The sequence below is a fragment of the Agromyces rhizosphaerae genome, assembly GCF_027925245.1.
Lineage (GTDB): Bacteria > Actinomycetota > Actinomycetes > Actinomycetales > Microbacteriaceae > Agromyces > Agromyces rhizosphaerae.
Map to the genome: position 1 here is coordinate 2,604,404 of NZ_BSDP01000001.1, position 25,618 is coordinate 2,630,021.

The window sequence follows — 25,618 nt, forward strand, 5'->3', positions numbered from 1 at the left end:
GCTCCTGTGGTGCGGGGACGGTACCGGGTGAACCGGGTGCGAACACCCTAGCCCGGTTCCGGTTCAGTCCTGCAACGCTGTGAGCAGCGCCCGGTGGAACCGCTCGCCGCGCTCGAGGCTGTCGATCGACACCCACTCGTCGACGCCGTGGATCGCGGCGCGCTGGCCGGCGTCCATCGCGAGCGGCGCGAACCGGTAGGTGGCGGGCGAGTACCGGTGGAACCAGCGCGAGTCGGTCGCCTGCATCATGACGTAGGGCACGGTCGCGGCCTCGGGATACGCGGCCCCGACGGCGCTGCGGATCGCGTCGAACTGGCGTCCATCGGTCGGCGACTCGGGCGAGGGGTCGCTCGCCTCGGGCACCTCGATGCGCACGTCGCGGTCGCGGATGACCCGGCGGAGCCGTCGCTGCACCTGCTCGGTCGTGGTGCCGGGGGCGAGCCGGAGGTTGAGCGTCGCGGACGCCCCGGCGGGCAGGACGTTCGGGGCGCTGCCGCCCGACAGCATCGTGACCGCGAGCGTCGTGCGCACCATGGCCGCGGGCTCGCCGCCCAGGCGCGCGAACACCCGCGCGGTGAGCCACGGCACCGCCGCGAGGACGCGCAGCGCGAACCGGGCCGGACCCTCGGCATGGGTCGCGAACGTACCGAGCATGTCGCGCGCGGAGCGCGGCAGCCGCGGCCGGAACGGGTTGCGCTCGAGCCGGCGCACGGCGCGCGCGATGCGCGCGGTCGCGGTCGTGCCGCGCGGCGCCGACGCGTGCCCGCCGACCCCGTCGGCGCGCAGCACCACGGTCATGATGCCCTTCTCGGCGACCCCCACCATCGCCGAGCGCACGTGCACCCACGGCATCGGGTCGTCGATGACCGCGCCGCCCTCGTCGAGCACGAGCCAGGGGCGGATGCCCCGCTGGTGCAGCAGGTCCGAGGCGATGGGCGCCGCGTCGCCGTACGACTCCTCGTTGCCGCCGAAGGAGAGGTACACGTCGTGCGCGGGCGTGAAGCCGGCCGCGAGCAGGTTCTCGACCGCCTCGAGGATGACCAGCAGCGGCCCCTTGTCGTCGAGCGCACCGCGGCCGTGCACGGCGCCGCCCTCGACCACGCCCGCGAACGGGTCGTGCGTCCAGCCGTCCTCCGCGCGCGCGGGCACCACGTCGTAGTGCGCCATGAGCACCACGGGGCGCTCGTCGCTGCGACCCGGCCAGCGGAAGAGCATGCCGAACTCGCTCGGCTGCTCGCGCTCGAGGTGCGCGTGCACCAGCGGGTACTCCTCCGCGAGGAGGCGTTCGAAGGCCCGGAACGGCTCGCGCCCCACGGCCTCCAGCTCGGCCGAGACGGTCGGCAGGGCGATCATGCGTGCGAGGCGCTCGGGCGCCCCGGGTCGGGGGGTGACGGATGCTGCGGGCACCAGCACACCCTAGACCAGCCGCGCGGACTCCTCCGACGCGAGGGCCTGACGCAGTTCGTCGCGGTCGAGCTCGCGGCCGAAGACGAGGTGGCCGGGCTCGAGCAGGCGACCGGATGCCAGCGGGCCGGCGTCGACCGGGTCGAAGCCGATCGCGTCGACGAAGTCGGCGACCACGCGCTTCGCCTCCGCGTCGTCGCCCGCGACCGCGATCGCGCGCCGCAGCGGGTCGCCCGCCGGGCGCTCGTCCTCCTCCATGTCGTGGTAGCCGAGGTGGTTCAGCGACTTGACCACGCGGGCGGCCGGGTTCAGGTCGGCGTGCTGCTCCGCGGTCGACCGGCCGTCGGCCTCGACGTCGGCGAGCACGCCGTCGATCGGCGGCCAGTAGTTCGTCGCGTCGACCACGACCGCCCCGTCGAGCAGGCCCCAGTCGACCGAGGCGACCTTGCCGAAGGGCACCGCCACGATCACGAGGTCGGCCCGGTGCGCCAGCTCCGCGGCATCCGTCACCCTCGCCCCCGGCGCGACCGTGTCGACGACGAGCTCGAGCGCGAGCTGGCGGGGCGACCCGGCGACCAGCACCTCGTACCCGGCCGCGAGCGCGAGGCGCGCCAGTGCGGTGCCGACCTTGCCGACGCCGATGATGCCGACGACGCGGCGGCCGAACGCGGAGCGGGGGGAGGTGTGCTGCACACCACCTCCAACCGGGTCGGGCGGCTCGCGATTCCCGCTCATCCCAGCAGCCGTGCGGCGACGCCCGAGTCGCCGACGGCGGTCACCCCGGTCAGCGTCGAGTACCCCTCGGCGAGGAGCGCGACGTCCGACCCGGGGTCCGGCGACGTCGGGAGCTCGGCGACGGTGAGCTCCACCTCGTGCTCCCCGCGCTCGGTCATGGTCGTGTGCACGATGCCGAAGGGCGCGAGCGTCGCCGCGCGCACCGTGGGGCGCTCGCCCGGCCGGTTCGCCACGTTGAGGTTCAGCACCGTGCCCGGGGCCTCGGCGAGCAGGGCCGGGACGAGCGCGACGGTCGCCCCGGCCGCCTCGTCCCAGGCGTACTCGGTCGGGCGCAAGCCCACGTCGAGCGAGGACGCGATCGCGCGGGCGCCGCTCGCGCCGCCCGTGAGCGCCGCCCCCACCGTGCCCGAGTGCAGGATCGCGTGGCCGACGTTGGCTCCGCGGTTGACGCCCGAGAGCACGACGTCCGGCCGCCGGTCGAAGGCGCCGTGGGCGGCGATCAGCGCGATGAGCGCGGGGGCGGCGTGCACGGCGTAGGCCGGCGCATCGAGCCCGTCGAGGGCGACCCGCTCGACCCGCACGGCGCCGGACTGCGCGGCGCCCGGCATGAGGGCGGCGGTGATGGCCGCGCTGGTGCCGCTCGCGTCGCCGGCGGGCGCGGCCACGATGACGTCGAGGCCGGTGGCCTGCGCCCGGCGCGCGAGCGCGAGCAGGCCCGGAGAGGCGATGCCGTCGTCGTTCGTGACGAGTGCGGTCGTCATGTGCCGTCCCGCACGCCGGCGGCCAGCTCGTCGGGGGTGGTGGCCACGTCGTGCGGGTCCGCGTCGGCGACCTCCGCGATGCGCACGCGGGCCCGCATGGCCCGCACCGCCTCCGCGTCGGCCGTGCCGAGGCCGTGGCGTGTCACGTTCATCGCCCCCGCGGCCGCGCCGAGCGCGACCGCCTCGTCGAACTCCTCGCCCCGGGCGAGCGCGGCGACCGTCGCCGCGACGAAGGAGTCGCCGGATCCCGCGGCGTCGACGACCTCCATCCGGGGCACCTCCACCTCGGCGACGACGCCGTCGCGCAGGATCAGCGCCGCGCGCTCCGCGCAGGTCACGATGACGCGCTCCGCGCCCGCGGCGTGCAGGTCGCGCATGGCGCCGATGATGGTGTCGCGATCGGTGCCGGGGATGCGGTCGTCGCGCAGCAGCTCCTGCTCGCTCACCTTCGCGACGTCGACCCCGCCGGCGATCGCGGCGTCGAGGCGGCCTCCCGCGAGGTCCGCCACGACCGTCCCGCCGGTCGCGCGCACGTCGGCGGCGAGGCGCCGGTAGACGTCGTCGGGCACGACGTCGTCCCCGTGCGGTCCGCTCAGCAGGGTCACGCGGGAGTCGATGGCGGCGGTGAGGGTCCGTCCGTAGAGCTCGTCAAGCTCGTGGCGGTCGATGGCGTCGCCGCCCGTCTCGGCGACGACGGTGCGCGTGCCCTGCCGCCGGTCGTGCACGTACGCCGCGCCGCTGCCCTCGCGGAGCACGGCGTCGACCTCGATCCCCTCGTCGGCGAGCAGGTGGCCGAGCGCGCGTCCCACCTCGCCGGTGAGCACGGCGCACACCAGCACGGAGCAGCCGAGCTCCTGCAGCATCCGCGCCTGCCAGATCCCCTGCCCGCCCGCGTGCAGGTGGATGTCGGTGCCCTCGTCCTCCTCGACCGTGACGGTGAGCAGCGGCGAGGGCGCGAAGATGGCGATGTCGCGCACGTTTCCCCCCGGTTCCACGGTAGGCGATCCGGGTCGGAGATGGCACTCGCGCGACGGCGGGATGCGTGGAATAGTGCGTCCCGCGGGCCGGTTCGCCCAGGAGGGCGCGTGCGGGGGCATCGCCCGGGAGGAGCACATGGACACGCAGGTCGAGTTCGGGGTCGACACGTTCGGCGACATCACGACGGATGCCTCGGGCGAGCGACTCAGCCAGGCGCAGGTGCTGCGCAACGTCGTCGAGCAGGGCGAGCTGGCCGAGCGCGTCGGACTCGACTTCTTCGGGGTCGGCGAGCACCACCGGGAGGACTTCGCGGTCTCGGCGCCCGAGGTCGTGCTCGCGGCGATCGGCGCGCGCACCGAGCGCATCCGGCTGGGCAGCGCGGTGACCGTGCTGAGCTCGGACGACCCGGTGCGGGTGTTCCAGCGCTTCGCCACGCTCGACGGGCTGACCGGCGGGCGTGCGGAGGTGATCCTCGGGCGCGGCTCGTTCACCGAGTCGTTCCCGCTCTTCGGCTACGACCTGGCGCAGTACGAGGCGCTGTTCGAGGAGAAGCTCGAGCTGTTCGTGCGGCTGCTCGACCAGGAGCCCGTGACCTGGGAGGGCCGGCTCCGCCCGTCGATCCGGGGGCTGCCGGTGTACCCGCACGTCGAGGGCCGCCTGCGGGCGTGGATCGGCGTGGGCGGCAGCCCCGAGTCGGTCGTCCGGGCGGCCCACCACGGCCTGCCGCTCGTGCTCGCCATCATCGGCGGCTCGCCCGCGCGCTTCGCGCCGCTCGCCGAGCTGTACCGCAAGGCGCTCGGCCAGTTCGGCCGCGACGAGCTGCCGGTCGCGGTGCACTCGCCCGGGCACGTCGCCGACACCGACGAGCAGGCGCGTGACGAGCTCTGGCCGCACTACGCCGACATCATGGGGCGCATCGGTCGCGAGCGGGGCTGGGGGCCGATCACGCGCGGCCACTTCGAGCAGGAGGCGGGGCCGCACGGCGCGCTCTACGTGGGCTCGACCGAGACGGTCGCGCAGAAGATCGCCGCCGCGGTGCGCGCGATCGGCGTCTCGCGGTTCGACCTGAAGTACTCCAACGGCACGCTGGGGCACGAGCTCATGCTCGGCTCGATCGAGCGCTACGGCACCGAGGTCGTGCCGCGCGTGCGCGAGCTGCTCGCAGATCCTCCCCGGCCCGCCGCCGGCTGACCCGCCCGCCTACTTCGTCGAGCGCGACGCGCCTGCCACGACCAGCGTGCGGAACCAGTTGGCGTCGGGCAGGCGCGTGAGCATCGAGCCGCCGATGATCGTGATGAGCACGTACGCGGTGGCGAGCGGCGCGATGTCGGGTGCGACGCCCGAGCCGAGCGCGAGCCCGGCGATGACGATCGAGAACTCGCCGCGGGGGGTGAGCGAGAGTCCCGCGCGCCAGCGGCCGAGCGGACCGATGCCCGCGCGCCGGGCGGCGAGGTAGCCGGTGAGCGTCTTGGTGGCGATCGTCGCGATGGCGAGCAGCGTCGCGGGCAGGAGCATCCGCAGCAGCTCGCTCGAATCGGTGGCGAGGCCGAAGAACACGAAGAAGATCGCCGCGAACAGGTCGCGCAGCGGGGTCAGCAGCTGTCCGGCCGAGTGCGCCACGCGGCCCGACAGCGCGATGCCGACGAGGAACGCGCCGACCGCCGCCGAGACGTTGACCTGCGCGGCGAGGCCCGCGACGAGCATCGTGAGCCCCAGCACGCCGAGCAGCAGCGGCTCCGCGTGCTCGACCGAGAAGAACCGCGACACGACATGCCCGTGGCGGAACGCGATGTACAGGATCGTCGAGACCACGGCGACGGCGACCGCGACGGCGATGGCGCCCTGGAGCAGGCTCACGCCGACCACGAGGGCCGAGAGCACGGGCAGGTAGAAGGCCATCGCGAGGTCCTCGATCACGAGGATGGCGAGGATCGTCGGCGTCTCGCGGTTGCTCAGGCGCCCGAGGTCGCGCAGCAGCTTCGCGATCACGCCGGAGGACGAGATCCAGGTGACACCCGCGAGCGCGACGGCGGCCACCGGGCTCCAGCCCAGCATCAGCGCGCACACGGCGCCGGGGGTCGCGTTCAGCAGTGCGTCCATGAGCCCCGCGTACTTCGACTGGCGCAGGTTCGTGAACAGCTCCTGGGCGGTGTACTCGAGGCCCAGCAGCGCGAGCAGCAGGATGACGCCGATCTCGGCGCCCACCTCGAAGAACTCCTCGCTCGCGTCGAGCGGCAGCACGCCGCCCTCGCCGAACAGCAGCCCCACGAGCAGGTACAGCGGGATCGGCGAGATGCCGATGCGGATCGCGAATCGCCCGAGCAGGCTCATGCCGAGCAGGAGGGCGCCGACCTCGATGAGGATCAGCGTCGTCTCATGCATCGGCGGCGCCCCCGTCTCAGCCGGGACCGTGGGCGATCAGGCGGGACGCGGCGTCGAGGCCCTCGCGCGTGCCGACGGCGACGATGACGTCGCGCGCGCGCAGCACCTCGGCGGGCGTCGGCGAGGGCACCACGGTGCCGTCGCGCACGATCGCCACGATCGACACGCCCGTGCGGGTGCGCATGCCGGTCTCGCCGAGCCGCTCGTTCAGGTACGGCGAATCGGTCGGCAGCTCGAGCTGCTCGGTGAAGACGCCCGTGGAGCCGTCGGCGAAGCTGGTCAGCCGCGACATCATCACCGATGCCCCGAGCAGGTCGGCCAGGGCCGACGCCTCATCGTCGCTCAGTGCGACCGTCTCACGGCAGGTGTCCGGGTCGTCCCGGTCGAAGACGCCGAGGTCGTGCTCGCCGTCGCGCAGGGAGACGACGCTGATGCGCCGACCCGCCTCGGTCACGAGGTCGTGCCGCGTGCCGATGCCCGGCAGGTCGACCTTCTCGATTCTCACGCCCACGGTATGACTCTAGCCTCGCCGCAGCGCTCGGAGGCCGCTTCGCGGCGACCTGTTGGTCACGCGCCGTCGGCGCGGCCCAGCAGGTTGAACGGGATGGCGAGCGAGACCGCGATCAGCAGGATGCCGCCGAAGAAGACGAGGGTCTCGAAGCCCGTGGCGAGCGTGGCCATGCCGAACGCGAGCATGCCCAGCAGGAACAGCAGCATGGCGACGACGAATGCGAACACGTTCATGTGGGGGGCGCCTCTCACCTTCGATTCCGCGGCCCGCGCGGCTTGCCTCCGAGTGTAGCGAGCGGCGCTCAGTCCGGAACCGGGCCGAGCCACGCGTTCGCGACGGTCGCGTGCGCGGATTCGTCGTCGGACGGGTGGAAGATGCCGGCGAGCACGTCGCGGTACAACCGGCCGAGCTCGCTCGCGGCGAAGAAGCTCGAGCCGCCGGCCACGCGGATCGCCTCGTCGACCGTGGCTCGCGCGGTCTCGGTCGCGCGCACCTTCATGCCCGACAGCTTCGGGAACCACCTCGGGCCATGGTCGACGAGGGCGTCGACGTCGTGGGCGAGTGCGGCGAGCTGCGGTGCGAGCGCGTCCTGGGCGATGGCGGCGGATGCGACGCGGTGGCGGATGTCCGGGTCGTGGGCGAGCTTCCGGCCGTCGAACTTCATCGAGGTGCGGGCGTGCGCGGCCTCGACCGCGAGCTCGAGCGCGCGGTCGCCGATGCCCGTGTAGACGGCCGCGAGCAGGAGTTCGAACGCCGCGAAGATGCCGAAGATGAAGGGATCGGCGTTCGGACCGGGATCGAGCCGCCGCACCACCCGGTCGGCCGGGGCGTAGGCGCCGTCGAGCACGGTCGTGCGGCTCTGGCTCGCACGCATGCCGATGGTGTCCCAGTCGTCCAGGCTCGACACGTCGGGGTCGTCGCGGTCGATGAAGGCGTAGACGATCTTCGGTGCATCCGCCGACTCCGTGTCGAGGGCCATGGTGCCGAGCCGCGTCCACGCCGGCGACATCGAGGTGAAGACCTTCCGGCCGTGGAAGCGGTAGCCGCCCTCGGGCTGCGGGCGGGCCTCGGAGCGGGACCCGAACAGCATGAGGTCGTTGCCGGCCTCGCTGATACCGAAGGCGAACACCTCGTCGGCCGCAGCCTCGCGCTGCAGGAACGCCAGTGCGTCGTCGCCGCGGTCGGCGAGGATCTTCGCGACCCCGGTCCAGACCAGGTGCATGTTCACGCCGAGCGCGGTCGCCGGCGCCGCGCCCGCGAGGCGTGCCTGCGCCCGCAGCGCGTCGGCGAGGTCCCAGCCGAGGCCGCCGAGCTCCGCCGGCACCAGGGCGCGGAGGTACCCGGCGGCCCGCAGGTCGGCGAGGTCCTCGTCGAAGAACCGGTTCTCGCGGTCGTACGCGGCGGCGCGGCCGCGGATGCGGGTGAGGAGCTCGTCGGTCAGGACGTCGTCGACGGTGGTCACGCCGCCAGACTACGCCCGGCCGTCACCCGCCCCGCCGTCGGTCGGCGCCGGCCCCGGGGCATCCGTCGCCGCCTGCTGCTGCCGGTTCGACCGCCGGCTGCCGCGCACCGCGAGCAGCACGATGCCGGTCGCGACGGCCGCGATGATCGCGAGGAAGAGCAGCCACGGGGCGAGCACGCCGAGCGCGACCATCAGCCCGCCGAGGAAGCCCCAGAGGGCGTTCCAGCCGGCGACCACGCCGTCCCAGAACGTGTCCGGCTCGGCCGGTGCCACGATGCCGGGCGCGTAGAGCTCGAGGTACACCGTGGCGTACGCGACGCGGTCGCCGAGTGCCGCGCGCTGGCTGACGAGCGAGTCGAGCTGCGCCTGGCGGTTCGTGAGCTCGGACTCGATCGTGATCAGGTCGGCGATGTCCTCGGCCTCCGCGAGCAGCTGCGTCAGGCGGTTCACCGAGGTCTGCAGGGCGCCGATCCGCGCGTCGAGGTCGTTCACCTGCATGTCGACGTCGGTCGAGCCGATCGAGACGGTGTTCACCGTGCCGAGTTCCTTCAGCTCGGTGAGCACGGCGTCGACGCGCTCGGACGGGATGCGCAGCACGAGCGACGCGCTCGCCGCGCGGTCGTCGGCCTCGGGGTACTCGTTGCGGCTGTCGACGCGGCCGCCCGCGGCGGTCACGATGCCGGTGGCCCGCTGCGCCGCGGCGATCGGGTCGTCCGCGGTGATCGAGAGCGAGCCGTGGGTGATCTGGGCCCGGTCGGGCTCGACCACGTCGGCGCCGGCGGACGACTCCTCGGCGAACTCGCCCGCGGCCATGTCGCCGTCGCGCGCCGCCATCTCGTCGTCCATCGCCTCGGGCATGGCGACGCCCGGTTCGGACACGGCGGACGTGTCGCTCGCCGAGAAGGAGCATCCGGTGAGGACCAGTGCGGTGAGCAGGATTCCGGCTGCGGCGGCTGCGATGCGTCTCATGCCACACACGGTATCGACGTCTGAGAGCGCCGTGCCTTGGAGCGGTCTGGGAGTCCGGTCACGGTTGCGTTGCACTTTCGGCGGGTTTCCCGGCGGGCACAACGTCACCCGCTTCCCGGTCGTCTGGCCGCGGAGTCGCGGGCGTCAGTGCGGGGTGATCAGCACGGGTTCCGTGTCGGGAATGGGACTCGCGTCGCGTCCGCGCAGGTCGGGGTGCCAGCGCCGGCCGATCGCCGGCACGAGGAAGCCGACGAGCGCGAGCACCGCCGCCGCGACGAACGCGCCGACCGGGCCATACCCGTCGATCAGGAAGCCGGCGAGCGCCGAGCCGAGCGCCGCGCCGATCAGCTGGCCGGTGCCGATCCAGCCGTAGGCCTCCGCGGTGTCGGAGAACTTCACGCTCGCCGAGACGATCGCGAAGATCACCGCGAGGGCGGGGGCGATGCCGATGCCCGCGACGAAGAGCGTGACCGACAGCCACCAGAACTCCATGGCCGCCGCGGCGACCGCGATGCCGACGAAGACGATGAGCATGCGCCGCGCGAGCGCCCACGGCCCGATCGGCATGTGGCCGAACAGCAGGCCGCCGGCGAGGCTGCCGATGGCGAAGATCGCGAGCACGATGCCTGCCTCGGCGCCGTCGTGGCCGAACACCGCGACGACGCCCGCCTCGACCGCGGCGCAGGCGCCGATCAGGAGGAACCCGACGATCGTGCCGAGCAGCACCGCGGGGCGCCCGAGCACCACGCCGAACCGCCGCTTCGACATGGGGATGCGCACGCGCCCGAGCTCGGGTGACGAGATGAACCAGACCCCGCCGCCGACGAGCAGGGCGGCCGCGGCGAGGATGCCCCAGACCGTGCCGATCTGGGTGGAGATGAACGTGGTGACGACCGGGCCGACGACCCAGATGATCTCCTGCGCCGACGCGTCGAGCGAGAACAGCGGCGTGAGCTGGCGGGAGTTCACCATCTTCGGGTAGATCGTGCGCACCGCGGGCTGCACGGGCGGGGTGGAGAGGCCGCAGACGAGGCCGATCGCCATGTAGAGGGGAACCGTGAGCGGCAGCACGCCGATGGCGACGACGGATGCGGCGCAGATGACGAGCGTGGTGATGAGCACCGGTCGCATGCCCCAGCGCCCCATGAAGCGGCTCGTCAGCGGCCCCGCGACGGCCTGGCCGATCGACGTGGCGGCGAGCACCAGGCCGGCCGCGCCGTACGACCCGGTCTCGCGCTCGACGTGCAGGAGGAAGGCGAGCGACAGCATGCCCGACGGGAACCGCGCGGTGAGCTGCGCCGCGATGATCCGAGCGACTCCCGGGGTGCGGAGCAGGTCGGCGTAGCGGTTCACAGGAGAACTCTACGTTCCGCCGGGGCATCCGCACGGCACATCAGTCTTGACTGATATAACATGCGACTGATAGAAATGCACCGTGCACGCATTCGACGTCCTGGGCGATCCGGTCCGCCGGCGCATCCTCGAGCTCCTCGCCGACGGCGAGCGGCCCGCGGGCGCCGTGGTCGAGGTGATCTCGGGCGAGTTCGGCATCACGCAGCCCGCGGTCTCGCGGCACCTGCGGGTGCTGCGCGAGTCGGGGTTCGCGACCGTGCGGGCCGAGGGTGCGAGGCGCCTCTACGCCGTCGATCGCACCGGCATCGACGACGCGGAGCGGCAGCTCGCGCGCTATCGGGCGCACTGGTCGCAGCGGCTCGACGCGCTGCACACCGAGGTCGCGCGCGGGGCGCGAGCGCGGCGCGGCGCCCCGGCCGACGACACCACCGACGACGCCACCGAGGGCACCACCGACGAGACGGAGACGACATGAGCATGGACGGCGCGATCAGCCGGGCGGGCGAGGGATTCCTCCTCGAGTTCGACGAGGTGTACCCGACCGATCCCGACGACCTCTGGGAGGCGGTCACGACCGCCGACCGGCTCGGGCGCTGGATGGCGCCGTACCGCGGCGACCTCCGGCTCGGCGGCCGCTGGGAGGCGATCGGCTCCGACGGCGAGCCGTGGTGCGTCGGCGAGGTGACCGCGTGCGATCCGCCCCGCTCGTTCGAGACGACCTGGCACGCGCGCGAGGAGCAGCCGACGCTGCTGCGCGTCGAACTCCATCCCGAGGGCGACGGCACGCGGCTCCGCCTCCGCCACGAGGGCGTCCGGTCCATCTACTACGGCGCCGGTTGGCACACCTACCTCGAGCTGCTCGTGCGGCACCTGGGCGACCCGGCGCCGTCGATCGTCGACGGCGAGGCGTGGGACCGCCGGTTCGCCGAGCTGTCGGGCGCGTACGAGGAGCGGTTCCGGGCACTGCGCGCCTGAGCGGTCGGGCAGGGCGAGCGGATGCCCCGGGCGGACGACCGCCCGCTCGTCAGCCGGCGAACCGCTCCCGGCGCTCGGTCACGCGGCCGGCGCCGCGGCCCTGGTTCGCCGCGGCGTCCCATCGGTAGGCCTCGGTGCCCGTGATGAACACGTGCTCGGCGCGCGAGGTGACGTCGAGCGGGTCGCCCGACCAGATCACCACGTCGCCGTCGAGGCCGGGCGCGAGCGCGCCGATGCGGTCGTCGAGACCGAGGAAGGCGGCGGGGTGCACGGTGAGGGCGCGGAGCGCGGTCTCCCGGTCGAGCCCCTCCTTCACCGCGAACGAGGCCTGGTGCACGAGGAAGTTGATCGGGACCACGGGGTGGTCGGTCGTGATCGCGACGCGCACGCCGGCGCGCGCGAGCGCGCCGAGGTTCGCGATGTCGCGGTCGCGCAGCTCGACCTTGGATCGCGAGGTGAGCATCGGCCCGAAGATCACCGGCACGTCGCGCTCGGCGAGCACGTCGGCGACCGCGGCGCCGTCGGTGCCGTGGTTGATCACGAGGCGGTAGCCGAACTCGTCGGCCAGTCGCAGGGCGGTCGCGATGTCGTCGGCGCGGTGCACGTGCTGGTCCCACGCGAGCTCGCCCGCGAGCACACGGCCGAGTGTCTCGAGCCCGAGGTCGCGGTCGAACGGCTCGCCCTTCTCAGCGGCAGCGTCGCGGCGCGCGACGTAGTTCTGCGCGTCGACGAACGCGGTGCGGATGACGTTCGCGACGCCGAGGCGGGTCGACGGCAGCTGCTTCTTGTCGCCGTACACGCGCTTCGGGTTCTCGCCGAGCGCCGACTTCACCGAGACGGCCTCGCGGATCACCTGCTCGTCGACCGTGCGACCGCCCCAGGTCTTGATCGCGACGGTCTGCCCGCCGATCGGGTTGCCGGAGCCGGGCTTCACGACCGCGCTGGTGACGCCGCCGACGAGCGCGTCGCGGAAGCCCTCGTCCTCGGGGTTGATGGCGTCGATCGCCCGCAGCGCGGCGCCGTTCGGGTCGGTCATCTCGTTGGTGTCCTCGCCGGCCCAGCCCTGCGCCTCCTCGGACACCCCCATGTGCGCGTGCGCCTCGATGAAGCCGGGCAGCACCCAGCGGCCCGCGGCGTCGACCACGGGCACGTCGGGCGGCACCTCGACGTCGGTGCCGACCGCGGCGATCCGGCCGTCGATCACGAGCACGGTGGCGTCCTCGAGGGGCGCGGAGGCGACGGGCACGACGGTGCCGTGGACGATGGCGACGGAGGAGCGAGTGGTCATCGCTCCATCCTCGCCCATCAGCCCGCGAGCGCCTTGGCGATGCGCTGCACCGAGACGGGCTCGGCGGTACGCAGCTCCTGCGCGAACAGGCTGACGCGCAGCTCCTCGAGCAGCCAGCGGGCGCGCACGAGGTCGGCGGGGGAGTCCTCGGCGAGCGGGATCGCCCCGCCGGCGGACTCGTAGGCGGCGGTCGCCTTCTCGAGCTCGTTCATCCACTGCCGGTCGCGGCCGGGCTGCTCCTGCAGCTTCCGCACGCGCACGACGACGCCCTCGACGTACCGGGGCAGGTGCACGAGCCGCTCGAGCCCGGTCGCGAGCACGAACCCGGGCCGCACGAGCGCGTCGAGCTGCGCGCGGGCGTCGCCGAGCGCGTGCATGAGCGGCAGGCTCGTCGCCCCGCGGATCGCCTTGTCGGCCTCGCGCCAGCGCTGCAGCACGCGCGTGACCAGCGCGACCGTCTCGTCGAGCCGCTGCATGACGCTCGCCGAGACCGCGTCGCGCACGGCCCCGAACTCCGCGCGGGTCCAGAGCAGCCCGTCGGGGTGCCGTTCGCGCAGCACCGCGTCGACGCACGCGGCGAGGCTGTCGTCGAGCAGCGCCCGCGTGCCGGAATACGGGCTCGCCGCGAGCAGCAGCTTCTCCTGGTTCGAGAGGTGCTCCTGCACGTAGGAGACGGGCGAGGGCGTGGCCAGCACGAGCAGGCGACGGATGCCGCGCCGCGACGCCCGGTCGCGCTCGGCCGCGGTCGCGACCAGCCGCACCGACACGGCGTCCCCGTCGTCGACGAGCGCCGGGTACGCGCGGATCACGTTGCCGGCCTGCCGCGTGTCGACGTGCCGAGGCAGCTCGTCCCACTCCCACGCGGTCACGCCCGAGCGTTCGGCGATCGAGGGCCCAGCGCTCGTCGGACTCGACGCGTCCGTTGCGCGCGGCTCGGGCGCACGCCCCTTCCCGCGCGAGCGGCCGGGCTTCGAGACGGCGTCGGCCACGGCCTGGCGCGTGCGGTCGGCGAGTCGGCGCTGCAGTTCGGTGAGGTCGGTGCCCGAGCCGACGGCGAGGCCGCGCTCGTCGACCACGCGGAACGTCATGCGCAGGTGCGCCGGCACGCGCTCCAGGTCGAAGTCCTCGGCCGTCACCGGCGTGAACGTGAGTCGCTTGATCGTCGCCGCGACGACCTCGGCGAGCGGCTCGCGTTCGGCGCCGTCCTCCGGGCCCGCGGGCAGCTCCTCGCCGATGCGCGCGGCCCACTCGGCCGCCGGCACGACCGACCGGCGGATCGACTTCGGGAGCGTGCGCAGCATCGACTGCACGAGCTCGTCGCGCAGTCCGGGCACCTGCCAGTCGAAGCCGACCGGCGACAGCCGCGGCAGCAGCACGAGCGGCACGGTCGCGGTCACGCCGTCGTCGTCGGCGCCGGGCTCGAACCGGTACGCGAGGCGGATCGTCTGGTCGCCCTGGCGCCACTGGTCGGGGAAGCCGTCGCCGCGACCGTCGGCCTCGTCGCCGACGAGGTCCTCGCGCCGCATGGTGAACAGGTCGGGCCGCGTGCGGTGCTCGGTGCGCCACCACTTCTCGAACCCCCGGGTGGTCGACACGTCGGCCGGCACGCGCGCCTCGTAGAACGCGACCACCGCCTCGTCGCCCGCGAGGATGTCTCGGCGGCGCGTGCGCGCCTCGAGGTCGCCGAGCTCCGCCCGCAGCGCCCGGTTCGCGCGCACCCACGCGAACACGCGGCGATCGAGCCGCGACGTGTCCCACTCCTCGTCGACGAGCGCGTGGCGGATGAAGAGCTCGCGCGCCAGCGGGGCATCCGCTCGTGCCAGCTGCATCCGTCGCTTCGGCACGATCGGCACGCCGAACAGCAGCACCTTCTCGTCGGCGATGGCCGAGCCCTGCTTCGGGTCCCAGCGCGGCTCGCCGTAGCTGCGCTTCACGAGCGACCCCGCGAGCGGTTCCGCCCAGGCCGGGTCGATCGCGGCGGCCATGCGCGCGAACAGGCGGCTGGTCTCGACGAGTTCGGCGGTCATGAGCGCCGCCGGCGGCTTCTTCGCGAGCGCCGAGCCCGGGAAGACCTGGAAGCGCGTGTTGCGTGCCCCGACGAACTCGCGGCTGGGGCGGCGGCCGGATGCCTCGGGGCGACCCTTCCCGCGTCCCCGCGCGGCATCCGTCGCCGTGTCGTCGCGCAGCCCGATGTGCGAGAGCAGCCCCGACAGCAGCGCGCGGTGGATGCCGTCGGCGTTGATGCGCGGCTCGCCGACGTGCAGGCCGAGCGGCTTCGCGAGGCGCACGAGCTGGCGATAGAGGTCCTGCCACTCGCGCACGCGCAGGTAGTTGAGGAACTGGGTGCGGCACATGCGGCGGAACGCGCTCGAGCCGAGCTGCCGCTGCTGCTCCTCGAGGTGGTTCCAGAGGTTCAGCAGGGTGAGGAAGTCGCTCGTCGGGTCGACGAAGCGGGCGTGCATCGCGTTCGCCTGCTCGCGCTTCTCGAGCGGCCGCTCGCGCGGGTCCTGGATGGTCATGCCGGCGACGATCGCGAGCACCTCGCGCGAGACGCCCTGCGCCTTCGACTCGATGACCATGCGCGCGTAGCGCGGCTCGATCGGCAGGCGCGAGAGCTGGCGCCCGACGCGCGTGAGGCGCGGGCCGTCCCGCGAGTCGCGGTCCTCGAGCGCGCCGAGCTCGCGCAGCAGGTCGAGGCCGTCGCGGATGCCGCGGACATCGGGCGGCGTGAGGAACGGGAAGTCCTCCACCGCGCCGAGGCCGAGCGACGCCATCTGGAGGATGACGGCCGCGAGGTTCGTGCGCAGCACCTCGGGGTCGGTGAACTCGGGCCGCTTCTCGTAGTCGTCCTCGGCGTAGAGGCGGATCGCGATGCCGTCGCTCGTGCGGCCCGAGCGGCCCGACCGCTGGTTCGCCGACGCCTGCGAGATCGGCTCGATCGGCAGGCGCTGCACCTTCGCGCGGGTCGAGTACCGGCTGATGCGCGCGGTGCCGGCGTCGACGACGTAGCGGATGCCGGGCACGGTGAGGCTCGTCTCGGCGACGTTCGTCGCGAGGATCACCCGGCGCCGGAGGCCGGCGACCTTCGACGGCTCGAAGACGCGGTGCTGATCGGCGGCCGAGAGCCGGCCGTACAGGGGGAGCACCTCGGTCGCGCCCGCGCCGCCGCGCCGGGCGGCGTGCCCGCGCACGGCCTCCTCGGCGTCGCGGATCTCGTTCTCGCCCGAGAGGAAGACCAGCACGTCGCCCGGCGCCTCGCGGTCGAGCTCGTCGAGCGCGTCGAGGATGCCCTGCTGCACGTCCTTGTCGTCGGCCGCGGCGCCCTCGTCCGCCTCGTCGTCGCCGGCCTCGCCGACGAGCGGGCGGTAGCGGATCTCGACCGGGTAGGTGCGGCCGGACACCTCGATGACTGGTGCGGGTTCGCCCGAGGCATCCGCGAAGTGCCGGGCGAAGCTCTCGGGGTCGATCGTCGCGCTCGTGACGATGACCTTGAGGTCGGGCCGCTTCGGCAGCAGCTGCTTCAGGTAGCCGAGCAGGAAGTCGATGTTGAGGCTGCGCTCGTGGGCCTCGTCGATGATGATCGTGTCGTACCGGCGCAGCATCCGGTCGCGGTGGATCTCGTTGAGCAGGATCCCGTCGGTCATGACCTTGATGCGCGTGGACTCGCTCACGCGGTCGGTGAAGCGCACCTGGTAGCCGACGAGGTCGCCGACCTCCGACCCGAGCTCCTCGCCGATGCGCTCGGCGATCGTGCGGGCGGCGATGCGGCGCGGCTGGGTGTGCGCGATCGACTCGCGGCCGAGCTCGAGGCAGATCTTCGGCAACTGCGTGGTCTTGCCCGAGCCGGTCGCGCCGGCGACGATCACGACCTGGTGCTCGCGCACGGCGCGCGCGATCTCGTCGCGCATGCCGGAGACCGGCAGCTCGGCGGGGTAGGTGATCGTGGGAAGCACAGCCCTCCATCGTACGGCGCGCGGGGGCGGGCGGTGCGCGGGCCCGGGGCATCCGCTCGCCCTTGCATTGGATAGTCCAAGTATCTAGTATTGGATACCGCAACTCTCCAAACGATGAACGGGGGCATCATGGCGAAGGTGAACACGGGTCGGATGACCCATCGGCACGACGGCGAGCTCGTCGTCTTCCTCATCGGCATGCGGGTGAACCGCTGGTGGCGACCCGACCTGTGGCTGCCGGCGTTCCTGGCCATGCCGCGCATGCTGCGCGAGCTCGCGACCACCCCCGACTCGGGGTTCCTCGGCTACCGGCTGCTCACGGGGGCGAACGGTCCCTACGTCGTGCAGTACTGGGACAGCCACGAGCGGCTCTACGACTACGCATCGGATGCCTCGGGGGAGCACCGTCCCGCATGGGCGGCGTTCAACCGTGCCGCGCGGCGGGCGCCCGGGGCGGTCGGCATCTGGCACGAGACCTACCAGGTCGCGCGCGCCGAGACGCTGTACGTGAGCATGCCGTCGTTCGGACTGGCCGACGCGACCGAGCTCGTGCCCGTCACCTCGCGGTCGGACCGCGCCCGCCAGCGCTACGCGCAGGGTGAGGTGACGGCGCCCGCGTGAGGTGCCCGCGTGATGGGATGGACGCATGACTGATTCACTCGTCCCGAGTGTCCGCCTCAACGACGGGCACGACATCCCCCAGCTGGGTTTCGGCGTCTTCAAGGTCGACCCGGTGGAGACCGAGCGCATCGTGACCGACGCGCTGGAGGCCGGGTACCGGCACATCGACACGGCCCGCATCTACGGCAACGAGGAGGGGGTCGGCCGCGCGATCGCGGCGTCGGGCATCCCCCGCGAGGAGCTGTACGTCACGACGAAGCTCTGGAACGACGACCAGGGCGGCGACTCGGCGCGCGCGGCGTTCGACGCGAGCCTCGAGCGACTGGGGCTCGACTACGTCGACCTGTACCTCGTGCACTGGCCCGTTCCGACGAAGGACCGCTACGTGGAGGCGTGGAACGCGCTCGCCGGAATCCGCGAGACCGGGCGCTCGCGCTCGATCGGCGTCTCGAACCACCTCGTGCCGCACCTCGAGCGGCTCGCGGCCGAGACCGGCGTCACGCCGGCGGTCAACCAGATCGAGCTGAGCCCGTACCACCAGCAGCGCGACGTCGTCGCCTACTGCGCCGAGCACGGCATCGCCGTCGAGGCGTGGGGACCGCTCGGCCAGGGCAAGACCGACCTGCTCGGCGATCCGGCCGTGGTGGGCATCGCCGAGCGTCACGGGGTGTCGCCGGCGCAGGCGCTGCTGCGCTGGCACCTGCAGCGCGGATTCATCGTGTTCCCGAAGACCACCTCGCGGGCGCGCATGGAGGAGAACCTCGACGTGTTCGGGTTCGAGCTGGATGCCACCGAGGTCGCGCAGCTCGACGCGCTGCCGCCGACCGGCGAGCACGCCGATCCGATGGTCATCGGCGCCTGATTCCGGGCCTGAACGGCCTCTTCGGGGTGCGGGCCGGGCGGCGTGCGAAGCGCGACACGCCCGGCCTGCGCGCTCGTTTTGGCGAAGCGGCGAGCGGCACGTAATGTTCTTACTCGTCACCCCAAAGGTGCGGGAGAGCGGCAGAGCCTCCCGGCCTCAAGCGGGACCATCCAGCGCAACGAAGACCGGCACTTGTCGGGGCCTCGAAGTGCGCCTAGGATGTCTATTCGTCACTTCGATCGTCGCGATCGCACACTGAACGCGACTCGTCAGGCTGTGCCTGGCGGAGGCGGCAGGCCGGTTTGGTCCTGATGCCCGGGGGTGATACAGTAGAGAGGTTGCCCTGAGTGGAAGCCGGAAGGCGGAAACTTCGGAGCGTCCGTTTCTTGAGAACTCAATAGCGTGCACTATGTTCAATGCCATTTTTTGAACCCCGATCCGGTCTTTGGACTGGTTGGGATTCCTTTGGATTGATGGACAGCCAGTTTTGGTTGTTCTTTGGTCAGAGATCAGATTTGTCGGCCCTGTTGTGGGGTTGGCGCCATTTTTTTTTGGAGAGTTTGATCCTGGCTCAGGACGAACGCTGGCGGCGTGCTTAACACATGCAAGTCGAACGATGAACCGGTGCTTGCACCGGGGATTAGTGGCGAACGGGTGAGTAACACGTGAGTAACCTGCCCTGGACTCTGGGATAACCCCGAGAAATCGGAGCTAATACCGGATAGGACTTCGCACCGCATGGTGTGGGGTGGAAAGTTTTTTCGGTTTGGGATGGACTCGCGGCCTATCAGCTTGTTGGTGAGGTAATGGCTCACCAAGGCGTCGACGGGTAGCCGGCCTGAGAGGGTGACCGGCCACACTGGGACTGAGACACGGCCCAGACTCCTACGGGAGGCAGCAGTGGGGAATATTGCACAATGGGCGCAAGCCTGATGCAGCAACGCCGCGTGAGGGATGACGGCCTTCGGGTTGTAAACCTCTTTTAGTAGGGAAGAAGGGCTTCGGCTTGACGGTACCTGCAGAAAAAGCACCGGCTAACTACGTGCCAGCAGCCGCGGTAATACGTAGGGTGCAAGCGTTGTCCGGAATTATTGGGCGTAAAGAGCTCGTAGGCGGTTTGTCGCGTCTGCTGTGAAAACGCGAGGCTCAACCTCGCGCCTGCAGTGGGTACGGGCAGACTCGAGTGCGGTAGGGGAGACTGGAATTCCTGGTGTAGCGGTGGAATGCGCAGATATCAGGAGGAACACCGATGGCGAAGGCAGGTCTCTGGGCCGTAACTGACGCTGAGGAGCGAAAGCGTGGGGAGCGAACAGGATTAGATACCCTGGTAGTCCACGCCGTAAACGTTGGGCGCTAGATGTGGGGACCTTTCCACGGTTTCCGTGTCGTAGCTAACGCATTAAGCGCCCCGCCTGGGGAGTACGGCCGCAAGGCTAAAACTCAAAGGAATTGACGAGGGCCCGCACAAGCGGCGGAGCATGCGGATTAATTCGATGCAACGCGAAGAACCTTACCAAGGCTTGACATATACGAGAACGCCTCAGAAATGAGGAACTCTTTGGACACTCGTATACAGGTGGTGCATGGTTGTCGTCAGCTCGTGTCGTGAGATGTTGGGTTAAGTCCCGCAACGAGCGCAACCCTCGTCCTCTGTTGCCAGCACGTCATGGTGGGAACTCAGGGGAAACTGCCGGGGTCAACTCGGAGGAAGGTGGGGATGACGTCAAATCATCATGCCCCTTATGTCTTGGGCTTCACGCATGCTACAATGGCCGGTACAAAGGGCTGCGATGTCGTAAGGCGGAGCGAATCCCAAAAAGCCGGTCTCAGTTCGGATTGAGGTCTGCAACTCGACCTCATGAAGTCGGAGTCGCTAGTAATCGCAGATCAGCAACGCTGCGGTGAATACGTTCCCGGGCCTTGTACACACCGCCCGTCAAGTCATGAAAGTCGGTAACACCCGAAGCCGGTGGCCCAACCCTTGTGGAGGGAGCTGTCGAAGGTGGGATCGGTGATTAGGACTAAGTCGTAACAAGGTAGCCGTACCGGAAGGTGCGGCTGGATCACCTCCTTTCTAAGGAGCATCTGGAGACCTCTTGGGGTCTTCCAGGCACACCAGATCAGGACCGAATGTGTTCTGCTGGTTGCTCATGGGTGGAACGTTGACATAGGTGCCGGTCCGAGTCTGGTCGGCCTCAGTACGCTTCGCTTCGGCGGGGTGGGAACGGGTTGGTCGGGTGGTGGCCGGCACATGCACGCTATTGGGTCCTGAGGGACCGGGCCTTTCGGGGCTTCGAACCTTGCACGGACCCGCATTCGGCATCAGCTATGGGCTGGTGGTGGTGTGGGTACCGTTCGTGTGTTGAGAACTACATAGTGGACGCGAGCATCTTAGATCGACCCGCCTTGCGGGTCGTTCACAAGATCAAGTAAGGCATGCCCCTTTTGGGGGTGTGTCCGACTGATCATTGGTCAATCTCGCACGCCTTCGGGTGTGTGCGATCGATTCATACTCATGTGATTTCAAGTTTCTAAGAGCAAACGGTGGATGCCTTGGCATCTGGAGCCGAAGAAGGACGTCGTAATCTGCGATAAGCCTCGGGGAGTTGATAAACGAGCTGTGATCCGAGGATTTCCGAATGGGGAAACCCCGCCAGGCCCTTCGGGTGACCTGGTGACTCCCGCCTGAATGTATAGGGCGGGTAGAGGGAACGTGGGGAAGTGAAACATCTCAGTACCCACAGGAAGAGAAAACAACAGTGATTCCGTCAGTAGTGGCGAGCGAACGCGGATGAGGCTAAACCGAGCCATGTGTGATACCCGGCAGGGGTTGCATGGTCGGGGTTGTGGGACTTTTCGGACTGTTCTGCCGGGCAGTCACGGTGACGCGTCGGGTATAGACGAACCGCATTGAAAGGCGGACCGGAGTGGGTGTGAGTCCCGTAGTCGAAATGCCTGGCCGGCCGGAAGAGTATCCCAAGTAGCACGGGGCCCGAGAAATCCCGTGTGAATCTGTCAGGACCACCTGATAAGCCTAAATACTCCCAGATGACCGATAGCGGACAAGTACCGTGAGGGAAAGGTGAAAAGTACCCCGGGAGGGGAGTGAAATAGTACCTGAAACCGTTTGCTTACAAACCGTTGGAGCCTCCTTGTTGGGGTGACAGCGTGCCTTTTGAAGAATGAGCCTGCGAGTTAGTGATATGTGGCGAGGTTAACCCGTGTGGGGTAGCCGTAGCGAAAGCGAGTCTGAATAGGGCGATTCAGTCGCATGTCCTAGACCCGAAGCGAAGTGATCTATCCATGGCCAGGTTGAAGCGACGGTAAGACGTCGTGGAGGACCGAACCCACTTCAGTTGAAAATGGAGGGGATGAGCTGTGGATAGGGGTGAAAGGCCAATCAAACTTCGTGATAGCTGGTTCTCTCCGAAATGCATTTAGGTGCAGCGTTGCGTGTTTCTTGCCGGAGGTAGAGCTACTGGATGGCCGATGGGCCCCAACAGGTTACTGACGTCAGCCAAACTCCGAATGCCGGTAAGTGAGAGCGCAGCAGTGAGACGGTGGGGGATAAGCTTCATCGTCGAGAGGGAAACAACCCAGACCACCGACTAAGGTCCCTAAGCGCGTGCTAAGTGGGAAAGGATGTGGAGTTGCACAGACAACCAGGAGGTTGGCTTAGAAGCAGCCACCCTTGAAAGAGTGCGTAATAGCTCACTGGTCAAGTGATTCCGCGCCGACAATGTAACGGGGCTCAAGCACGTCACCGAAGTCGTGGGATTCGCATATTAGACAGGCCTTCGTGGTCCAGTCGTGCGGATCGGTAGGAGAGCGTCGTGTGCCGGGTGAAGCGGCGGAGTGATCCAGCCGTGGATGGCACACGAGTGAGAATGCAGGCATGAGTAGCGAAAGACGGGTGAGAAACCCGTCCTCCGGAAGACCAAGGGTTCCAGGGTCAAGCTAATCTTCCCTGGGTAAGTCGGGACCTAAGGCGAGGCCGACAGGCGTAGTCGATGGACAACGGGTTGATATTCCCGTACCGGCGAAGAACCGCCCACACTAATCCAGCAATGCTAACCATCCGAACCATCCCATCGTCCCTTCGGGGGCACCGGGGTGGGGAGCGTGGGACCCGAGTCTGGTGCGGTGAGCGTATTAACAGGTGTGACGCAGGAAGGTAGCCGAGCCGGGCGATGGTTGTCCCGGTCCAAGCGTGTAGGCCGAATGGTAGGTAAATCCGCCGTTCATGAAGGCTGAGACGCGATGGGGATGAAAAGTCGGTGATCCTATGCTGCCGAGAAAAGCATCGACGCGAGGTTCCAGCCGCCCGTACCCCAAACCGACTCAGGTGGTCAGGTAGAGAATACCGAGGAGATCGAGAGAATCGTGGTTAAGGAACTCGGCAAAATGCCCCCGTAACTTCGGGAGAAGGGGGGCCGGATTCGTGAAGGGACTTGCTCCTGGAGCGTTGAAGGCCGCAGAGACCAGTGGGAAGCGACTGTTTACTAAAAACACAGGTCCGTGCCAAGTCGCAAGACGATGTATACGGACTGACGCCTGCCCGGTGCTGGAAGGTTAAGCGGAACGGTTAGCTCTTCGGAGCGAAGCTGAGAAGTTAAGCCCCAGTAAACGGCGGTGGTAACTATAACCATCCTAAGGTAGCGAAATTCCTTGTCGGGTAAGTTCCGACCTGCACGAATGGCGTAACGACTTCCCAGCTGTCTCAACCGCGAACTCGGCGAAATTGCATTACGAGTAAAGATGCTCGTTACGCGCAGCAGGACGGAAAGACCCCGTGACCTTTACTACAGCTTGGTATTGGTGTTCGGTGTGGCTTGTGTAGGATAGGTGGGAGACTTTGAAGCGGGCACGCCAGTGTTCGTGGAGTCATTGTTGAAATACCACTCTGGTCACTCTGGATATCTAACTTCGGACCGTAATCCGGTTCAGGGACAGTGCCTGGTGGGTAGTTTAACTGGGGCGGTTGCCTCCCAAAGAGTAACGGAGGCGCCCAAAGGTTCCCTCAACCTGGTTGGCAATCAGGTGGCGAGTGTAAGTGCACAAGGGAGCTTGACTGCGAGACTGACAGGTCGAGCAGGGACGAAAGTCGGGACTAGTGATCCGGCAGTGGCTTGTGGAAGCGCTGTCGCTCAACGGATAAAAGGTACCTCGGGGATAACAGGCTGATCTTGCCCAAGAGTCCATATCGACGGCATGGTTTGGCACCTCGATGTCGGCTCGTCGCATCCTGGGGCTGGAGTAGGTCCCAAGGGTTGGGCTGTTCGCCCATTAAAGCGGTACGCGAGCTGGGTTTAGAACGTCGTGAGACAGTTCGGTCCCTATCCGCTGCGCGCGCAGGAAATTTGAGAGGATCTGACCCTAGTACGAGAGGACCGGGTTGGACGAACCTCTGGTGTGTCAGTTGTTCCGCCAGGAGCACCGCTGATTAGCTACGTTCGGGATGGATAACCGCTGAAAGCATCTAAGCGGGAAGCCGGCCTCGAGATGAGATTTCCATCCCACTTTGTGGGGAGAGGCGCCCAGCCAGACGACTGGGTTGATAGGCCAGATGTGGAAGCCCGGCAACGGGTGCAGCTGACTGGTACTAATACGCCGATAACTTGAAACTTCACTACACACACCCTCGTTGAAAAGGCATGGTGTGTGGCCTGTAGATGACTCGCGTCCACTCTGTGGTTCCCACCACACGAACTTCATAACTCAACACCCACCCACACGCACCTGGTGCGTGGCGGGGTGGGACCCGAGACCACACACCCCAGGCGGGTGTGGCTAGAGTTTCGGCGGCCATAGCGCGAGGGAAACGCCCGGACCCATTCCGAACCCGGAAGCTAAGACTCGCAGCGCCGATGGTACTGCAGGGGCCACCCTGTGGGAGAGTAGGACACCGCCGGACATACCTTGAACGAAACCCCCCAGCATCGCTGCTGGGGGGTTTCGTGCATTCCGGGCCCGCTCTAGCATGGGCCGCATGGCGACACGGCGAACGTTCGTGATCCTCGGAGCAGACGGTGACCTCGCGGCCCGTCTCCTGCTGCCCGGCCTCGGGCAGCTCCTCATGCACGACCGCCGCTCGCGACTGACGCTCATGGGCGTGGGGCGCTCCGCGCTCAGCGACGACGAGTGGCGGAGACGGCTCCGTGCGGCGATGCGTGCCGACGAGGAGGATCCCCTCGTCGCGTCGCTCGAGGCATCCGCTCACTACCGTCAGGCCGATGCCACCAGTCGCGACGACCTGCAGGCGCTCTTCGACGACCTGCCGGGCCCCGTGGCGATCTACTTCGCGTTGCCGCCGTCGGTGGCGCATGCGGCGTGCGAGACGCTCGCCGGAATGGACGTGCCGCCGGGCACGGTGCTCGCGCTCGAGAAGCCGTTCGGCACAGACCTCGAGAGTGCGCGTGAGTTCAACGCGCTGCTCGCGCGCCTCCCCGACGGGGTGCGGGTCGTGCGCGTCGACCACTTCCTCGGGAAGACGACCGTGCTGGCGCTGACGGGCCTGCGCTTCGCCAACCACATGTTCGAGTCGGTGTGGCATCGCGACCACATCGAACGCGTGGAGGTCGTGTTCGACGAGTCGCTCGCGCTGGAGGGACGCGCGGGGTACTACGACCGGGCCGGCGCACTGCGCGACATGATCCAGAGCCACTTGCTCCAGGTGCTCGCGCTCATCGCCATGGAACCGCCGGAGTCGGTCGGGTCGGAGGACATGCACCGGGCCATGGCAGAGGTGCTCGAGCGCACTCGGGTGTGGGGCAGCGATGCCTCCGAGGCGAGCCGCCGCGCCCGGTACACCGCCGGAAGCGTCGGCTCGCGGGTCTTCCCCGACTACGCCGCCGAGGACGGCGTCGATCCGGCGCGCGAGACCGAGACGCTCACCGAGGTGACGCTGCAGGTGAACGCCGATCGGTGGCACGGCGTGCCGTTCGTGCTGCGATCCGGGAAGGCCATCGGACGCGACCGCGAGGAGATCTCGATCACGCTCCGCGAGCCGAGCGCGCTGCCGAGGGGCTTCAGCGGTGAGGTGCGTCGCGGGCTGCGCATCGGCATGAAGCCCGAGCGCATCGTGCTCGACGTCGCCGTCAATCGGGCCGACGACCTGCTCGCGCTCCGGACGGTCGAACTCGCATCCCGGTCGACCGAGGGGCGCCTCGGGGCGTACGCCGAGGTGCTCGGCGGCATCCTCGACGGAGACGAGCTGCTGTCGGTGAGCGGGCCGATGGCCGAGGCGTGCTGGCGCATCGTGACGCCGATCCTCGAAGCGTGGGCTGAGGACCGCGTGCCGCTCGAGGAGTACCCCGCCGGGTCGCGCGGGCCCTCGTCCTGGCCGACCACCCAGCACGACTGAC

General features: G+C 69.5%; 18 protein-coding genes and 3 rRNA genes. 9 read left to right on the forward strand and 12 right to left on the reverse strand.

Annotated elements, in window-relative coordinates; genetic code table 11:
- Positions 1-63 precede the first annotated feature (63 nt).
- From QMG39_RS12315 to QMG39_RS12330, 4 genes are read right to left on the reverse strand one after another with little or no spacing between them, the layout of a single operon-like run.
- Entirely contained in the window at positions 64-1,407 is a 1,344-nt protein-coding gene (locus tag QMG39_RS12315) for a M20/M25/M40 family metallo-hydrolase (protein ID WP_281885399.1), read from the reverse strand.
- Positions 1,408-1,416: 9 nt separating this feature from the next.
- Positions 1,417-2,097 (reverse strand): NADPH-dependent F420 reductase, encoded by a 681-nt coding sequence (locus QMG39_RS12320; RefSeq protein WP_281885400.1) that lies wholly within the window; start codon positions 2,095-2,097, stop codon positions 1,417-1,419.
- Between the two features lie 38 nt (positions 2,098-2,135).
- The gene (gene surE / locus QMG39_RS12325) at positions 2,136-2,900 is read right to left on the reverse strand and encodes a 5'/3'-nucleotidase SurE (protein ID WP_281885402.1); all 765 of its coding nucleotides are present in this window, start codon (positions 2,898-2,900) and stop codon (positions 2,136-2,138) included.
- Complete coding sequence (locus tag QMG39_RS12330) at positions 2,897-3,895, reverse strand: PfkB family carbohydrate kinase (protein WP_281885404.1); 999 nt, start codon at positions 3,893-3,895, stop codon at positions 2,897-2,899. Before QMG39_RS12330 ends, surE begins: the two co-directional genes overlap by 4 nt.
- Positions 3,896-4,013: 118 nt before the next feature.
- Here QMG39_RS12330 and QMG39_RS12335 point away from each other — a divergent pair, with 118 nt between their 5' ends.
- Positions 4,014-5,069 (forward strand): LLM class flavin-dependent oxidoreductase, encoded by a 1,056-nt coding sequence (locus QMG39_RS12335; RefSeq protein WP_281885406.1) that lies wholly within the window; start codon positions 4,014-4,016, stop codon positions 5,067-5,069.
- Positions 5,070-5,078: 9 nt separating this feature from the next.
- On the opposite strand, the gene QMG39_RS12340 is transcribed toward QMG39_RS12335, so the two are convergent.
- The 6 genes from QMG39_RS12340 to QMG39_RS12365 all read right to left on the reverse strand — a co-directional run bounded on the left by QMG39_RS12340 (position 5,079) and on the right by QMG39_RS12365 (position 10,555).
- On the reverse strand, positions 5,079-6,260 hold the full coding sequence (locus QMG39_RS12340; RefSeq protein WP_281885408.1) for a cation:proton antiporter: 1,182 nt from the start codon (positions 6,258-6,260) through the stop codon (positions 5,079-5,081).
- A 16-nt stretch (positions 6,261-6,276) separates the two neighbouring features.
- On the reverse strand, positions 6,277-6,771 hold the full coding sequence (locus QMG39_RS12345; RefSeq protein ID WP_281885409.1) for a cation:proton antiporter regulatory subunit: 495 nt from the start codon (positions 6,769-6,771) through the stop codon (positions 6,277-6,279).
- A 56-nt stretch (positions 6,772-6,827) separates the two neighbouring features.
- Complete coding sequence (locus QMG39_RS12350) at positions 6,828-7,004, reverse strand: hypothetical protein (RefSeq protein ID WP_281885411.1); 177 nt, start codon at positions 7,002-7,004, stop codon at positions 6,828-6,830.
- Between the two features lie 68 nt (positions 7,005-7,072).
- Positions 7,073-8,233: an acyl-CoA dehydrogenase family protein gene (locus QMG39_RS12355; protein WP_281885413.1), complete on the reverse strand. Its 1,161-nt coding sequence runs from the start codon at positions 8,231-8,233 to the stop codon at positions 7,073-7,075.
- 9 nt (positions 8,234-8,242) lie between these two features.
- Positions 8,243-9,202 carry a DUF4349 domain-containing protein gene (locus QMG39_RS12360; RefSeq protein ID WP_281885415.1) on the reverse strand — a complete coding sequence of 320 codons (960 nt, stop codon included), beginning with the start codon at positions 9,200-9,202 and terminating at the stop codon, positions 8,243-8,245.
- Positions 9,203-9,346: 144 nt separating this feature from the next.
- Positions 9,347-10,555: an MFS transporter gene (locus tag QMG39_RS12365; RefSeq protein WP_281885417.1), complete on the reverse strand. Its 1,209-nt coding sequence runs from the start codon at positions 10,553-10,555 to the stop codon at positions 9,347-9,349.
- A gap of 82 nt (positions 10,556-10,637) precedes the next feature.
- Here QMG39_RS12365 and QMG39_RS12370 point away from each other — a divergent pair, with 82 nt between their 5' ends.
- Together QMG39_RS12370 and QMG39_RS12375 are read left to right on the forward strand one after the other, a co-directional pair.
- Positions 10,638-11,030 (forward strand): ArsR/SmtB family transcription factor, encoded by a 393-nt coding sequence (locus QMG39_RS12370; RefSeq protein ID WP_281885419.1) that lies wholly within the window; start codon positions 10,638-10,640, stop codon positions 11,028-11,030.
- Positions 11,027-11,530 (forward strand): SRPBCC family protein, encoded by a 504-nt coding sequence (locus QMG39_RS12375; protein WP_281885421.1) that lies wholly within the window; start codon positions 11,027-11,029, stop codon positions 11,528-11,530. Before QMG39_RS12370 ends, QMG39_RS12375 begins: the two co-directional genes overlap by 4 nt.
- Before the next feature lie 49 nt (positions 11,531-11,579).
- Here the strand turns inward: QMG39_RS12375 and QMG39_RS12380 are convergent, their stop codons facing one another.
- Together QMG39_RS12380 and hrpA are read right to left on the reverse strand one after the other, a co-directional pair.
- On the reverse strand, positions 11,580-12,818 hold the full coding sequence (locus QMG39_RS12380; RefSeq protein WP_281885423.1) for an amidohydrolase: 1,239 nt from the start codon (positions 12,816-12,818) through the stop codon (positions 11,580-11,582).
- A 17-nt stretch (positions 12,819-12,835) separates the two neighbouring features.
- The gene (hrpA, locus tag QMG39_RS12385) at positions 12,836-16,771 is read right to left on the reverse strand and encodes an ATP-dependent RNA helicase HrpA (RefSeq protein ID WP_281885425.1); all 3,936 of its coding nucleotides are present in this window, start codon (positions 16,769-16,771) and stop codon (positions 12,836-12,838) included.
- A 129-nt stretch (positions 16,772-16,900) separates the two neighbouring features.
- Between hrpA and QMG39_RS12390 the strand changes: the two genes are divergently transcribed.
- From QMG39_RS12390 to QMG39_RS12415, 6 genes are all read left to right on the forward strand, one after another.
- Positions 16,901-17,392 (forward strand): DUF4188 domain-containing protein, encoded by a 492-nt coding sequence (locus QMG39_RS12390; protein ID WP_281887276.1) that lies wholly within the window; start codon positions 16,901-16,903, stop codon positions 17,390-17,392.
- Between the two features lie 25 nt (positions 17,393-17,417).
- Entirely contained in the window at positions 17,418-18,254 is an 837-nt protein-coding gene (locus tag QMG39_RS12395; RefSeq protein ID WP_281885427.1) for an aldo/keto reductase, read from the forward strand.
- 548 nt (positions 18,255-18,802) lie between these two features.
- A 16S ribosomal RNA gene (locus tag QMG39_RS12400) occupies positions 18,803-20,328 on the forward strand.
- 447 nt (positions 20,329-20,775) lie between these two features.
- Positions 20,776-23,880, forward strand: a 23S ribosomal RNA gene (locus QMG39_RS12405).
- A gap of 171 nt (positions 23,881-24,051) precedes the next feature.
- Positions 24,052-24,168, forward strand: a 5S ribosomal RNA gene (rrf, locus tag QMG39_RS12410).
- The 16S, 23S and 5S rRNA genes sit together here, the layout of an rRNA operon.
- Before the next feature lie 75 nt (positions 24,169-24,243).
- Positions 24,244-25,617 carry a glucose-6-phosphate dehydrogenase gene (locus tag QMG39_RS12415; protein WP_281885428.1) on the forward strand — a complete coding sequence of 458 codons (1,374 nt, stop codon included), beginning with the start codon at positions 24,244-24,246 and terminating at the stop codon, positions 25,615-25,617.
- Position 25,618: the final 1 nt, after the last annotated feature.

Coding starts and splice junctions, on each gene's coding strand:
- QMG39_RS12390 (WP_281887276.1), top strand. CDS start 16,901: ATGGCGAAGGTGAACACGGGTCGGATGACCCATCGGCACGACGGCGAG.
- surE (WP_281885402.1), bottom strand. CDS start 2,900: ATGACGACCGCACTCGTCACGAACGACGACGGCATCGCCTCTCCGGGC.
- QMG39_RS12375 (WP_281885421.1), top strand. CDS start 11,027: ATGAGCATGGACGGCGCGATCAGCCGGGCGGGCGAGGGATTCCTCCTC.
- QMG39_RS12340 (WP_281885408.1), bottom strand. CDS start 6,260: ATGCATGAGACGACGCTGATCCTCATCGAGGTCGGCGCCCTCCTGCTC.
- QMG39_RS12415 (WP_281885428.1), top strand. CDS start 24,244: ATGGCGACACGGCGAACGTTCGTGATCCTCGGAGCAGACGGTGACCTC.
- QMG39_RS12360 (WP_281885415.1), bottom strand. CDS start 9,202: ATGAGACGCATCGCAGCCGCCGCAGCCGGAATCCTGCTCACCGCACTG.
- QMG39_RS12335 (WP_281885406.1), top strand. CDS start 4,014: ATGGACACGCAGGTCGAGTTCGGGGTCGACACGTTCGGCGACATCACG.
- QMG39_RS12350 (WP_281885411.1), bottom strand. CDS start 7,004: ATGAACGTGTTCGCATTCGTCGTCGCCATGCTGCTGTTCCTGCTGGGC.
- QMG39_RS12395 (WP_281885427.1), top strand. CDS start 17,418: ATGACTGATTCACTCGTCCCGAGTGTCCGCCTCAACGACGGGCACGAC.
- QMG39_RS12380 (WP_281885423.1), bottom strand. CDS start 12,818: ATGACCACTCGCTCCTCCGTCGCCATCGTCCACGGCACCGTCGTGCCC.